Below are 13,334 nucleotides of genomic sequence, written 5' to 3'. Positions count from 1 at the left end.
TTTCGCTTAAACCTTGGGCGCGTCAAAATTCCATGGTTCGTCGGTATAAACACACACGTTGGCATCTTCGATATCGCCATCCGGCGCTTCAACGTGCTTGGCAAAGAAGTCTTGAATCTCTTTACGCTGACAATGGGCTTCAAACTCTTCGCGACTGGCCCAGATTTCATGAAAAACAATCGGATAACTGGAGCCCTGGGCGAAGGGGTTATCAATCTGCCGGGTTACGGTGTAGTGAATGCACGCATCTTCCCGGTGGGTGTTCGGCTCTAACGACTGAAGCGCTTTGAATACCGCTTCTTCTTTGCCGGGTTTGGGCTTAAAACCGGCAACACAGTAAATTTTTTCTGACATGGTCATCCCCTAAGTCGTTAAGCGTACGTCATTATGCGGCTTGTCGACGTAGGTTAACAACCTAGCGGATTATGCGCTCTGCCAATGCCTCTAGATCGGTAACCGTCATATCCGGCTCGACACCCCAAGGATCGAAAGGGGCATCGGAACTGCGCCGTATCCAGGCACTGCGTAGGCCTGCATAGGTGGCACCAATCACATCAAAAGGGTTACTGGAAGCCAACCATGTGTGCTCGGGGCGTGTCTCTAAGCGGTTACGCAAATGCGCGTACACTGCGGGGTCTGGCTTAAAGCGTTTTACCTCATCGGCGCTGATTACATCGTCCATATGGCTCTCAACGCCTGCTCGGGTGAGCAACTTGGACACGGCATCTGCTGTACCGTTCGAAAACGCCACGCAGCGTATGCCCGCTTCGCGAAGCTGATCGAGCGCAGGCACTACATCGTCAAACGCGGGCAGTTCAGCGTACACCGCCATCAGATGATCTTGGTCATTATCCGAAAGCCCGGTTTGCAGTGCTCGGTCAATAAACACCAGTGCTTCGCGGGTGCACTCCGAGAACGGCACGTAAGCCCCCATCAGGCCGTGGCGAAAGCTGTACTCAAGCTGCTTATCGCGCCAGCGGCGAGCAAATTCGCCAGCTTTGGAAGCATCCGTTAGGCGATGCTCAAGCTCAACGGTAACGCCTTGGGTATCGATCAGCGTACCGTATACATCGAAGGCTAAGACCGGTTGCATCGTTGGCTACTCCTTAACTTTCAATTAATTGTGACCTGAGTTCAGCTTATATCTTTAGCATAGACGACACCTTCAATAACAAAAGCGCCGCTGCACAGGCAGCGGCGCTTAAAAGGCTACAACACTCGATCAGACCGTAAACGCGGCCTCTTTTTCACCGCTTTTCAGGTCCCCAGAGCGCACTAGTTCATCGGTAACCCGGTCAATGGCCCGCTTGGCGCGACCAATCATCTCATCCACCTCACCACGGTTAATGGTTAGCGGCGGCGCAAAGCCGAGAATATCGCCTTGGGGCATGGCGCGAGCAATCAGGTTCTCTTCCATAGCGGCAGCTGCCACGCGGGGGCCGACTTTGAGTGCCGGGTCGAAGTGCAGGCGCTGCTTGGCATCCGGGGAGAACTCCAGTGCCGCCATCAGGCCTACACCGCGAACGTCGCCCAGCAGCGGATGACCTTCGAAATTGGCTTTTAGCTGCTGCTGGAAGTAAGCACCGGTTTCCGACGCGTTACCCACCAGGTTTTCACGCTCGATGATATCCAGGTTGGCAAGCCCTGCCGCACAGCCCAGAGCGTGGCCTGAATAAGTCCAGCCGTGACCGATGGGGCCGTATTCGCCGGTGCCTTGCTCAAGCACTTGCCAGACTTTTTCACCAACGATGACGCCGGAAAGCGGTTGGTAGGCGCTGGTCAGGCCTTTGGCGATGGTGACCAGATCTGGCTTCATGTTGTAGTGGTGACTGCCGAAGTCAGAACCGGTACGGCCAAAGCCACAGACCACTTCATCGGCAATCAGCAGCACGTCATACTTCGCCAGCACGCTTTGAATGGCATCCCAGTAGCCTTCCGGCGGCGGTACGATACCACCAGTACCTAGTACCGGCTCACCGATAAAGGCGGCCACGGTATCTGGGCCCTCTTCCAGAATCATCGCTTCCAGCTTGTCGGCGCAATACGCAGAGAACTCAAGCTCGGTCATGCCTTGCTGTTCGGCGGCACGCAGGTAGTAGTGCGGCGCTTCGGTATGGCGAATGGTATCGATGGGCAGATCGAAGTGGTCGTGGAACGCTTTCAGGCCGGTCAGCGAGCCCGAGGCAATGCCCGAACCATGGTAACCACGCATGCGTGAGATGACCTTTTTCTTCTGCGGGCGGCCCAGCACGTTGTTGTAGTAACGCACGATCTTGAGCTGGGTTTCGTTGGCGTCAGAACCAGACATGCCGTAGTAGACCTTGGACATATTCATCCCGGCGATTTTGAGAATACGCTCGGAAAGCTCGATCTGCGGCTCGTTGGAGTGACCTACGTAGGTATGGTAGTAAGAGAGTTCAAGTGCCTGCTTATAGATCGCCTCGGCGACTTCGGTGCGCCCGTATCCGATGTTGACGCAGTAAAGCCCGGCAAAGCCGTCGATAAATTCGCGGCCGTCCTTATCCACGATATTGATGCCGTTGCCGCCGGTAATCACGCGGCCCGGCGCATCGCCATGGGCGAAATCGCGCAAGTGGGTAGAGGCGTGGAAAGTGACTTTACGGTCGCGTTCGATCAAATCCTGATGCAAGCTCATAGTGTTCTCTCTGTACGGTAACCCACCCGCTGTTGGGGGAGGTGTTTTATCTTTGATGACTGACTAGACTTTGGGCACCTAGCGGTGCCTTCGCCCGGCCAAGCCGGGCTCCCACAGGGCCAACTCAAGTTCCCGGGCTTAACTACCCGATACTGAGCCCAGCGCGCCCAGGCAGTAATACTTTGTTTCCAGGTATTCATCGATACCCGTGGCACCGCCTTCACGGCCAAGGCCAGACTGCTTCACGCCACCAAAGGGAACCGGCGGGCCGGTCATCTTAACCGAGTTAACGCTGACCATGCCGTACTCCAGGGCGCGCATCAGCTTCCAGATGCGGCGAATATCGTGGGTATAGATATACGCCGCCAGGCCGTACTCGGTGTCGTTGGCCATTTCAATCACTTCGTCGTCGGTGCTGTAGGCGGTGATACCGGCCACAGGCGCGAAGTTCTCCTCCCGCCACACCTTCATCTGCGCCGTCACGCCGGTCAGCATCACCGGCATAAAGAAGTTTTCCCCCGGTGCCTGGCTTTGATCACCACCCACCATCTTGGCGCCTTTGGAAATGGCGTCATCGACAATCGCGGCCGCCTTTTCTACCGCCTGACGGTGAATCAGCGGGCCAAGGTCTATCTCACTGTGGAGGCCATTTCCCACGGTAAGCGCCGCCATACGCTCGCTGAAATGCTCTACGAATTCATCATGGATAGATTCGTGCACCAGGATGCGATTAGCAGCCAGGCAGTCCTGCCCAGCGGTTTGGAACTTGGCGTCAATGGCCGCAAAGGCCGCCTCTTTGGGATCCATATCGGGCCCAACAATAAACGGAGCATTGCCACCCAACTCCAGGGAGAGCCGCTTGACGGTATTAGCGCTCTGCTCAATCAACAGACGGCCCACGCGGGTAGAACCGGTGAACGACAACGCCCGAATACGCGACTCACCGCAGAGAATTTTTGAGACTTCCGCGGGGTCACCCAGCACTACGTTGAAAATCCCTGCCGGAATCCCTGCCCGCTCGGCAAGCTCCGCCAGCGCCAGCGCAGAGAACGGCGTTTCGTTGGCAGGCTTCACAATCACCGGGCAACCCGCCGCCAGCGCCGCGGCCGCCTTGCGGGTAATCATTGCCAGCGGGAAGTTCCACGGCGTTATCATCGCGGCAATGCCGACCGGCTCTTTAATGGTACCGAGCGACGCATTCGGGATATGACTGGGAATAGTTTCGCCATAAGTACGCTTGCCCTCTTCCGCGAACCAGCGCACGAAGCTGGCACCGTACTCTACTTCGCCACGGGCGTCGGGCAGCGGCTTGCCCTGCTCCAGCGTCATGATGGTGGCGAGGTCTTCACGGTTGGTTTGAATCAGGTCGTACCAAGCCAGCAAACGCTCACAGCGCTCATCAGCACGCAGCGCCCGCCAGTGCACAAACGCCGCTTCTGCGGCATCCACGGCGGCAGTGACCTGCTCGGATTCCAGCAACGGGATATGACCAATGGCTTCATTGGTGGCGGGGTCATAGACAGCCTCTTCGCGGCCACCTTCCCCGTGAGTCCACTTACCGTTCACGTAGGCGTACTGCCGAAACAGACGCGGATCTTCCAGGCGCTTGGCGAGCGTGGTCGATAGTGTGGTCATGGGAACCTCTCCTCAAATGCAGTCTGGCTAACCGAGCGCTGCAGTCACTGTGTGGCATTGTCAGCAAGCGCTCATTAGCCTTGCCATCGAATGCCCCAAGGTTAACGGAGAGGAGCCACGAAGTGTTTTTGAAAACCGAGACTTATCACGCGACTTTTTTTGTCAGAGGGCGTTTGGCAGTGCTTTTTTTTGGTGGGCTTACGATAGGGGCCAAAACTGCATTAAAGAATGTCGTCGGTATCGATGCCTATAGGAACGCGCTTAACGGTTTTGGTCACGATATAGGTGAAATAGCGCTCGATACCGGCTTCAGAGACCAGCCATCTATCCATCAGGCGTTGATAGCTATCGATGGTGCGCGCTTCAAACTTCACTAGGTAATCCACCCCACCGCCCACCGCCACACACTCGGTTACTTCCGGGGTTTGCATCACTAGCGCTTCAAAACGAGTGAAGCTTTCGGCGTTGTGCTGCTTGAGCTCAATCTGCACCCAGACAGGATTGCGCGGCACTAACACGTCCGCGTTGATGCGCGCAGTATACCCTTCAATAATGCCGGCTTTCTCCAGGCGCTTTACCCGCTCCCAGCAGGGACTGACCGAGAGGTTGATCGCCTCGGCCAGCTTCGACTTGGTGATTCGCCCATCGCGGGAGAGGATATCGAGAATTTTTAGATCATAACGGTCAAGTTTCATCATGCCGAGGATTACGCCTCCAGGCGTTCAACAACATCGGCAATCACCGCCAGGGTATCCCCCATATTGATCAGTGAGGGTGCACGGCGAGCCATTAGAATGCCGTCGCGCTCTGCTTTATAGGCAACCGGATCGGTGCCGCTGCGGGTCATATCGTACACGTAGGCGATGGTTTGGCCTTTTTTCACCTCATCACCCAGGGCCACCAATAGCTCTAACACGCCAGAGTGCTGGCTCTGAACGTAGCAACTGGCGTCGGGCATATCGAGATACAGCTGCCCACCTGTAGGCATTTCCACTTTGCCTGCTATCAGGCCGTAGTGAATCAGGAAATTGCGCACGCCGCGCTCGGCAATGGCAATGCTTTGTGGAGTGGAAGTGCCGCCGCCGCCAAGCTCGGTGGCCACAAAGACTTTGCTCTGGCGCTCGCAGGCGGTATCGAAGAGTTTTTCCGCATCCAGCTCAAACATCACCATGGCATAGGGGGCGCCGAATGCTTTGGCACCTTCAAGAGCGGCCTGCTGCTGCTCTTTATTATCCAGCACGTGAGACGCGCCAAAGGGCAGAATATCCAGCGTGCGGCCGCCCGAGTGAAGGTCGAGTACCACGTCGCTCATCGGCACCAACACGCGGGTGAAGTAGTCGGCAATTTGCGGCGTGACACTGCCGTTGGGGTCGCCGGGAAAACTTCGATTAAGGTTGCCCTTGTCCATCGGCGAGGTACGCTTGCCTGCAATGACCGCTGGAGTATTCATGCACGGCACGATAATCACCCGCCCAGTCACGTCCTCTGCCTTCAGCGTTGAAGAGAGTTTCAGTAGCGAGGTGATGCCTTCATATTCATCGCCGTGGTTGCCGCCGGTCAGCAGTGCCGTGGGGCCTTCACCGTTCTTGACCACGGTCACGGGAATCATCACCGCGCCCCAGGCAGACTCATCGGTAGAAATCGGTAGCTTTAAAAAGCCGTGCTGAACGCCATCGGCATCAAAATCAACGGTGGCGGAAATGGGACTTGGTCGCATCGTCGTCATGAAAAATTCCTTTATGTTACGGGCAGCTATATCAGCACTACTTCACAAACAGCTGGCGCGGAAAATTGGCCAGGGTTTCGCAACCATCTTCGGTAATCAAGATGCTTTCGGTAATTTCCAAGCCCCAGTTTTCTTCCCAGAGCCCCGGCATAAAGTGGAACGTCATGCCTGGCTCCAGAATAGTGTCATCGGAGGGGCGTAGGCTCATGGTGCGCTCACCCCAGTCGGGCGGGTACGAAATACCGATGGGATAACCACAGCGGGCGCCGCCGCGGTCAAACCCGTATTTATCCATCGCCGCCCCCAGCGCCATGGCAATATCCGCCGTGCGGTTACCGGGTTTGGCCACTGCCAAGCCGTTTTCAATGCCTTCCAGCAGAGCGGATTCCGCACGAATAAAATCCATCGGCGGTGTGCCCAGAAACACGGTGCGCGACATCGGCGCATGATAGCGCTTAAACACCCCGGCAATCTCAAAGAAAGTGCCTTCACCTTTGCGAAACGGCGTGTCGTCCCAAGTCAGGTGCGGCGCGGCCGCATCTTTACCGGTGGGCAGCATGGGCACAATAGCGGGATAGTCGCCACCAAATACCTTGCCATTCTCATCCACAAAACCTTCTATGCCAACGCGGTAAATCTCTGACACCAGCTTGCTCTTGGGCAAGCCTGGCTCAATCACCTCAAGAATACGCGTATGCATGCCTTCCACGATCTTGGCGGCAATGCGCATATAGGCAATTTCTTGCGGCGACTTGATTGCCCGGCACCAGTTCACCAGCGAATTGGCATCCATAAAGCGCGCGTGAGGCAGCTCTTTTAGCAGGCTCAAATATGCCTTGGCAGAGAAGTAGTAGTTATCCATTTCCATGCCCACCACACCCAGATGCCAGCCGCGATCCGGCATGATCGACTGGGCCAGGTACTCCATGGGATGCATGTCCGGATTCTGCACGTAGTAATCCGGATAGTAGGTAATGTTTTCGGGATCGATCCAGCAGGTACGCAAGGCACCGTTGGCATCCATGCGCCGACCGAACCATACCGGCTCGCCTTCAAGGCCCACCAGCACACACTGATGCACATAAAACGACCAACCGTCGTAGCCGGTTAGCCAAGCCATATTGGAAGGGTCACTGACGATCAGTACGTCAATGCCACGACTGGCCATTTCAGCACGCACTTTCCACAGGCGGGTAGCGTACTCTTCGCGCGTGAAAGGCAGGGAAACCTGAGTCATCGGGCAACTCGCCATTAAAGATCACCAAGAACCAGCGCACTGCCTACTATCGGCACGCAACGCTGGGCCACAGGATCGACCTGGCCACCACCGATCAGGCGTCGGGGTTGCATCTGCCGCACTTGCAGCAGGCCCGCCAATGTCGTCTTAAGCCGATACTAGCACCGACCCTTGGTTAGCGGTCAAAGGCTTTATGACAAAAAGTGCATACTGCATCATTATTTGCACTAAGCGAGCTTGCAACGGCTCCTATCGCTCACCATGATAACCTGCATTGGAAACACGTTTAGCGAGAGGAAACGAAATGAAAATTGTCGTGCATATTGATGAGGCGGCGCAGTGGCAAGCAGCGCTCGAGGAAGCGTTACCCCAAGCCACCGTACTCACCAGCGAGGCGCCAGCGGATGAGCGTAAAGATGCTGACTATCTCGCCGTCTGGAAAGCCCCTGCCCATTTGCTGCAAGAGCAAACCCAGCTCAAAGGCATCATCAATTTAGGCGCAGGGGTGGATTATCTGCTGAAAACCCCAGGCCTGCCCAGCGACGTGCCAATTGTAAAATTGCGCGATGCGGGCATGGGTGAGCTGATGGCCGATTACGCACTCTATGGCGTACTGCACTTTTACCGCAGCATGGATCGTTACTCAGAGCAGCAAAAAAGCGCCACTTGGGAGCCGCAAGAGGTGGTGGAAAAATCCCAGTGGCCAGTGGGTGTATTAGGCCTGGGCGCCATTGGCAGCTTTGTGGCCAGCGCCTTGCAGCAAGCAGGTTTCCCTGTACTGGGCTGGAGCCGCTCCCCCAAGCAGATCAGTGGCGTGCACTGCTTTCATGGCGATGATGGATTAAGCGAACTGCTCGGCCAAGTGCAGAGCCTGATCACCATTCTGCCCGATACGAGCGCCACTCAACATATTCTCAACGCCGAGCGGCTGGCCCAACTGCCCCAAGGGGCTAATGTGATTAACCCTGGCCGGGGTAGTTTGATTGATGAGCAGGCGCTATTGGAAGCACTGGGTAGCGGTCACCTGCGGGGTGCGCTATTGGACGTATTCCAGGAAGAGCCGCTGCCCGCTGACCACCCGCTCTGGCAGCATCCTAAGGTAATCGTCACCCCCCATATGGCGGCGCCTACTCCGCTGAATGATGCCATCGACCAAGTGATCGCTTACTTGCATGCCTTTGAATCGGGTGAAAAACTCTCAACCATCAACCCGGAGGCAGGTTACTGACGCTCCCCCCCCGCCCAGACTATACTAGCGCGCTGGGAACCAAGCAGTGGCTAAAGGCTCTTAGGAAGATACCCTTTATGGAGGAAAGGTCCTTGGTCAATGTTTTCGCACAACTGCCTGGCCACGCGCTCAGGTGTGTGGGGTTGGGTTTTGCTATTTCCTGCTCAAGTAGCATGGCATTAGCAACTGAGACATTCGAAGAGCCGCAGCCCTTTGAAGCCCCTAAGCCCTTTGAAGCACAGTACAGGCTGGAGGTTCGCGGTTGGCCTGGGGCTACCATTACCCACCGCCTCTCTAACGAAGGAAATCACTGGTTAAGCGATATGCGCTTTTCAATCACCGTGGCGCGCGGCCAGGAGTTCAGCCGTTTTTCGCTCAATGGCGATGACACCAACGCTCTGCTCTTTAGCAGCAGCTATTCGGTGCTGGGCGTGGGTGATAGCTATCAGCTGAACGAAGGTGAGATCCCCACTTTAGATCGCCAAGCGGCGCTATTTGATCTCTCCCGCCGGGCGGGACACGAAAACTGTACACAGAGTACGCCCTGCGCGATTGAGTTTGTCGATCAAAAAGGCCGCGATGAGCACTTTCAATATTATGTTACCGACCCAGGCAGCATTGAGGTTCCCGCAGGAGAGTTTGAAGCACTGAACGTATCGCTCATTGATATCGAGAAGCCCGACCGCCTGCTAACCATTAGCTTTCACCCTGACTGGCCCGGGCTGATTCTTTCGGCAGTGTATCGAAAAGAGGGTCGCCGCGAAACGCAGCTGACATTAACTAACTTCAACCCAAACGGTGGCGCGACGCCCTAAATGTTTTCCGGTTTATTGATTGTTCTACTACCGCTTTTTCTTGGCTATCTGGTTCGCGTCCGTTCCATACAGTTACAGAACCTGATCAACCGAGCGGTTAATGGCTCGGTTTACCTGATTCTGCTATTCATGGGCATAAGCCTTGCCGGGCTTGAAAACCTGACTAGCCAGCTTTCGCGCTTGGGTGGCAACGCCTTGCTGTTATTTAGCATTACCACGCTGTTTAACTTAGCAGCGCTATGGTGGCTATCGCGCCGTTTAACGCTCAAGGCCGGTAGCTCACCAGTGGTGAAAAATGCTCCTACCAGTAAGCTGGCGGCCATGCGGGGGTCGCTGTTACTGGTCGTCGTGGTGGCTGGGGGCGTTATCGCTGGCCTGCTGCTGGGGCCATACTTGGGTGAAAGGCTTTTCAACAGCGCAGATTTACTGGCCGAATGGGTACTCTACCTGCTGCTGGCACTGATTGGCTGCCAACTGCGTAACTCCGGCATGCCACTCAGGCAGATCTTACTTAACCGCATGGGGCTGGCGATTGCGGTGACGTTGGCAATAAGTTCGCTGCTGGCAGGCTTAGCTGCCGCCCCGCTGCTCTCATTAAGCTGGAACGAAGGCCTGGCGATGGCGTCAGGCTTTGGCTGGTACTCTCTTTCGGCCATCTTGATCGGCGACCAGCTAGGCCCACTGATGGGCGGTGTGGCGTTCTTCAACGACCTGACCCGGGAACTGCTGGCGTTTATATTGATTCCGCTGGTGATCCACCGCCATACCGCCCTGGCGATTGGTTATGGTGGCGCCACCTCCATGGATTTCACCCTGCCCGTCATTCAGCAACACGGCGGTGTGGCCTGCGTGCCCATTGCCGTGGTCAGCGGATTTATCCTTTCACTGCTCTCACCGCCGCTAATTCTGTTCTTTCTTTCGCTATCGGGCTAGCCCGGATTTCTCACTGCACCTCAATGAGCTGCATAAATAGGTCATAATGCCGCCAACTGCCTTCAGGTACCACTTTGGATAGCGGCTGTTGGTGTGTTTTCTGGTGTAACATACTGAAATAATAACACTTTCAGCCGCTTTCTATTATCCCCTGTGAGAAATTCGGACTAGGGCCTGTTGACGTTTCACTCGCGGCCGCGATGAAACGTCAACAGGCCCTAATTGTTCAGGCTATAAAGCAGGCGTGCGCGCTCTAAATGTTTGCGCATCTCCTCTACGGCAGCCTCCTTATCTCCCTGCTCGAGGCAGTCAATAATTTTGGCGTGCTCCAGCAGGGTAATATCTTCATTCCCTTCCCAGTGCAGCAAACTGGCGTGAAAACGCGCTAACCAACCCAGCATGGCTTGGCTAGTTGCCATAAAAATCGGATTGCGGGTTATCCCGGCAATGGCAGTATGAAAGGCCATATCGACCTCTATAAAGGCTTGGGCATCGCCATTTAAGTGTCCGCGCTGCTTCTCTAACAGCTCTCTCAAGTGAGCAATGTCTGCCGCAGAAGCCTGACCTGTCGCCTTCTCTACCATTCCCAGCTCAAAGAAGGTGCGCGCTTCTTTAAGTTGTTCAAGCGACTGTGGCGAGCTAGCGAGCATATGACGAGCGGTTAAATCGATCTGCGACATCAATCCTACCGCCGTCGGCTGCAGTACTTTAGGGCGCTGACCATGATTTATCTCGACAAGTCCAATACGTTCAAGCGTTTGCATCGCCTCACGGATTGCCGGTCTTCCCACGCCATAGCTATCCATCAGCTCGCGCTCAGAAGGCAGCGTATCACCCGGCTTGTATTGGCCCGCCTCAATCATTTTATACAGTCGATCAAACACCTCATCTGAAAGCTTGCGCCGAGTAATTTTAGGGGCTGGTTGCACGGCGATTTCTCCTCACAAGCCAAACAGCGGCTTGGTTATCCAATGAGCTTTAGCAGTCTAGCCTAGCTTTGAAGCGTTATAAATTGAGCGAAATTTACTTAAGTACGACCAAAGCAGCATTTGACATACTGATATAGATATTATGTCATCATACCAGTTGTCGAGCAATCAGCTCTTTCTCTTTAGCCCCTCGGCCAACACATGGCTAGCGCCATGCAACCCCTTCATTGGAGTCTGATATGACAAACATTGCCCTTATCGGCGCAGGCGGAAAAATGGGTTATCGCCTGTCGAGCAACCTGCAACAGTCAGATTATAACGTCAGCCACGTTGAATTGAGTGATGCAGGCCGCCAGCGCCTATCAGAAGGCCTCGGGCTCAACTGTGTAGATGCCAAACAGGCGGTTCCCGAGGCTCATGTAGTGATACTAGCGGTTCCCGACACACTAGTGGGCCGCGTTGCCGATGAGCTATCGCCACTAATGGCCAGCGGCACCATGGTGATCACACTGGATGCCGCCGCCCCTTTTGCCGGCCACCTGCCCAGCCGTGACGACTTGGTCTACTTCGTGACGCACCCTTGCCACCCTCCGATCTTTAATGATGAAACGAATCTGGATGCCAAGCGTGACTACTTTGGCGGCGCCAAAGCTAAGCAACACATCGTCAATGCATTGATGCAGGGCCCTGAAGAGCTTTATGCATTAGGCGAAGCGATCGCGAAAACCATTTATGCCCCTGTGGTTCGCTCGCACCGAGTGTCGGTTGAGCAGATGGCACTGCTGGAGCCCGGCCTTTCTGAAACGGTGTGCGCCACGCTGCTGGTGGTGATGCGCGAAGCGATGGATGAAGTCGTCGCCCGCGGCGTTGATCAAGAGTGCGCGCGCGACTTTTTGCTCGGCCATTTGAATATTCTGGCGGCGGTCATTTTTGATGAGCACCCCGGCGTATTCTCCGATGCCTGCAATAAAGCGATTGAGAATGGCAAACCCCAGTTGATGCGCGATGACTGGAAACGCGTATTTGAGCCAGAGGAAATTGCCGAAAGCATTCGGCGTATTACCTAAGACGAAGGTGCCATAAAAACCTCAGCTCTAACGCTAATTACAACAAACTGGAGTAGAACATGACCTCTTACAAGCTCAACAAAATCTCAGTCAGCATTGCGGCTACCCTCGCCTCAGCTCTTGCACTAACCGCCAGCACCTCAGCGTTTGCCGTTCAAGAGATGAATCTAGCTTTCACACCGCCGCTCAACTCCCACTATGGTGAGGCAGGCCAAGCGTTTGCCGAAGAGATTGATCGGCTTAGCGACGGTGAATTTAAAATCAATCTGCGCCCTGCCAGTGCATTAGGCGGCGAACGCGACGTGCTTGAAGGTCTTCAGATCGGTTCAGTAGAGCTGACACTAACCTCCACCGGCCCTATTGGTAATTTCGTACCCTCAGTTTACGCCCTCGATTTCCCGTTCTTGTTCCGCGACTACGATCACGCCCATAAAGTACTGGATGGCGAGATTGGCCAATCGTTACTGGAGGAATTCGAAGACGAAGGCTTAATTGGTTTAGCCTGGGCGGAAAACGGTTTTCGGCACCTCACCAATAGTGTGCGCCCGGTCAAAACGCCCGAAGATATGGAAGGCATGAAGATTCGCACCATGGAGAACCAGGTGCATCTGGAAACCTTCAAAGCCTTGGGCGCCGCACCAACGCCCATTTCTTGGACAGAAGTCATTACGGCCCTTCAGCAAGGCACCATCGACGGCCAAGAAAACCCGATACCCATTTTGACCGTGAATAATATGTGGGAGATCCAGGATTACCTGACACTGACTGGGCACGTTTACTCCCCCACTGCCCTAGTGATGTCCAAGATCTACTGGGATGACCTGAGTGAAGAGCAGCAGGGCTGGTTCCGAGAGGCCGCCCAGGTAGCCGCTCAAACCTCACGTGATGCCGTCCAGCGTATCGAAGAGGAAGGCGTTGATCTGCTGCGCAGTAACGGCATGGAAGTGGTGACTGAGATCGACTACGAGCAGTTCCGTGCCGCCGCCGAACCTGCCTACGAACGCTACGCCGACCAGTATGGCAGTGAACTACTAGAGCGTATCCGCGCAACCGAGTGAGCCATCCTCAGCTGCACGCCTCCCTTACGGGAGGCATCCCCCCCCCCCGA

13 protein-coding genes are annotated in these 13,334 nt (G+C 55.3%); 5 read left to right on the top strand and 8 right to left on the bottom strand.

Annotation, left to right across the window (positions count from 1 at the left end; genetic code table 11):
- Positions 1 to 6: 6 nt before the first annotated feature.
- From HZU72_RS08045 to doeA, 7 genes are all read right to left on the bottom strand, one after another.
- Positions 7 to 354, bottom strand: a complete 348-nt coding sequence (locus HZU72_RS08045) for a putative quinol monooxygenase (protein WP_180091317.1) — start codon at positions 352 to 354, stop codon at positions 7 to 9.
- A 61-nt stretch (positions 355 to 415) separates the two neighbouring features.
- A complete protein-coding gene (locus HZU72_RS08040) occupies positions 416 to 1,093 on the bottom strand; it encodes a haloacid dehalogenase type II (RefSeq protein ID WP_180091316.1) in 678 nt (225 codons plus the stop codon).
- Between the two features lie 129 nt (positions 1,094 to 1,222).
- The gene (locus HZU72_RS08035; protein WP_180091315.1) at positions 1,223 to 2,656 is read right to left on the bottom strand and encodes an aspartate aminotransferase family protein; all 1,434 of its coding nucleotides are present in this window, start codon (positions 2,654 to 2,656) and stop codon (positions 1,223 to 1,225) included.
- A 138-nt stretch (positions 2,657 to 2,794) separates the two neighbouring features.
- The gene (locus HZU72_RS08030) at positions 2,795 to 4,291 is read right to left on the bottom strand and encodes an NAD-dependent succinate-semialdehyde dehydrogenase (RefSeq protein ID WP_180091314.1); all 1,497 of its coding nucleotides are present in this window, start codon (positions 4,289 to 4,291) and stop codon (positions 2,795 to 2,797) included.
- Positions 4,292 to 4,512: 221 nt separating this feature from the next.
- Complete coding sequence (locus HZU72_RS08025) at positions 4,513 to 4,989, bottom strand: Lrp/AsnC family transcriptional regulator (RefSeq protein WP_180091313.1); 477 nt, start codon at positions 4,987 to 4,989, stop codon at positions 4,513 to 4,515.
- 8 nt (positions 4,990 to 4,997) lie between these two features.
- Positions 4,998 to 6,017, bottom strand: a complete 1,020-nt coding sequence (doeB, locus tag HZU72_RS08020) for a N(2)-acetyl-L-2,4-diaminobutanoate deacetylase DoeB (RefSeq protein WP_180091312.1) — start codon at positions 6,015 to 6,017, stop codon at positions 4,998 to 5,000.
- 37 nt (positions 6,018 to 6,054) lie between these two features.
- Positions 6,055 to 7,254, bottom strand: a complete 1,200-nt coding sequence (doeA, locus tag HZU72_RS08015) for an ectoine hydrolase DoeA (protein ID WP_180091311.1) — start codon at positions 7,252 to 7,254, stop codon at positions 6,055 to 6,057.
- Positions 7,255 to 7,558: 304 nt separating this feature from the next.
- Between doeA and HZU72_RS08010 the strand changes: the two genes are divergently transcribed.
- The 3 genes from HZU72_RS08010 to HZU72_RS08000 all read left to right on the top strand — a co-directional run bounded on the left by HZU72_RS08010 (position 7,559) and on the right by HZU72_RS08000 (position 10,230).
- Positions 7,559 to 8,482, top strand: a complete 924-nt coding sequence (locus HZU72_RS08010; RefSeq protein ID WP_180091310.1) for a 2-hydroxyacid dehydrogenase — start codon at positions 7,559 to 7,561, stop codon at positions 8,480 to 8,482.
- A 173-nt stretch (positions 8,483 to 8,655) separates the two neighbouring features.
- On the top strand, positions 8,656 to 9,297 hold the full coding sequence (locus HZU72_RS08005) for a hypothetical protein (protein WP_235976033.1): 642 nt from the start codon (positions 8,656 to 8,658) through the stop codon (positions 9,295 to 9,297).
- Positions 9,298 to 10,230 (top strand): LysO family transporter, encoded by a 933-nt coding sequence (locus tag HZU72_RS08000; RefSeq protein WP_180091308.1) that lies wholly within the window; start codon positions 9,298 to 9,300, stop codon positions 10,228 to 10,230.
- 218 nt (positions 10,231 to 10,448) lie between these two features.
- Here HZU72_RS08000 and HZU72_RS07995 read toward each other — a convergent pair whose 3' ends face one another.
- Positions 10,449 to 11,159: a transcriptional regulator NanR gene (locus tag HZU72_RS07995; protein ID WP_286902811.1), complete on the bottom strand. Its 711-nt coding sequence runs from the start codon at positions 11,157 to 11,159 to the stop codon at positions 10,449 to 10,451.
- Positions 11,160 to 11,398: 239 nt separating this feature from the next.
- On the opposite strand from HZU72_RS07995, the gene HZU72_RS07990 reads away from it, so the two are divergent.
- Positions 11,399 to 12,226, top strand: a complete 828-nt coding sequence (locus tag HZU72_RS07990) for a phosphogluconate dehydrogenase C-terminal domain-containing protein (RefSeq protein WP_180091307.1) — start codon at positions 11,399 to 11,401, stop codon at positions 12,224 to 12,226.
- Between the two features lie 59 nt (positions 12,227 to 12,285).
- Positions 12,286 to 13,284: a TRAP transporter substrate-binding protein gene (locus HZU72_RS07985; RefSeq protein WP_180091306.1), complete on the top strand. Its 999-nt coding sequence runs from the start codon at positions 12,286 to 12,288 to the stop codon at positions 13,282 to 13,284.
- Positions 13,285 to 13,334 lie beyond the last annotated feature (50 nt).

The sequence above is a fragment of the Vreelandella sedimenti genome, assembly GCF_013416325.1.
Taxonomy (GTDB): domain Bacteria; phylum Pseudomonadota; class Gammaproteobacteria; order Pseudomonadales; family Halomonadaceae; genus Vreelandella; species Vreelandella sedimenti.
Note: the sequence above shows the minus strand (reverse complement) of the source record. Positions and strands in the feature narration are given on the sequence as shown.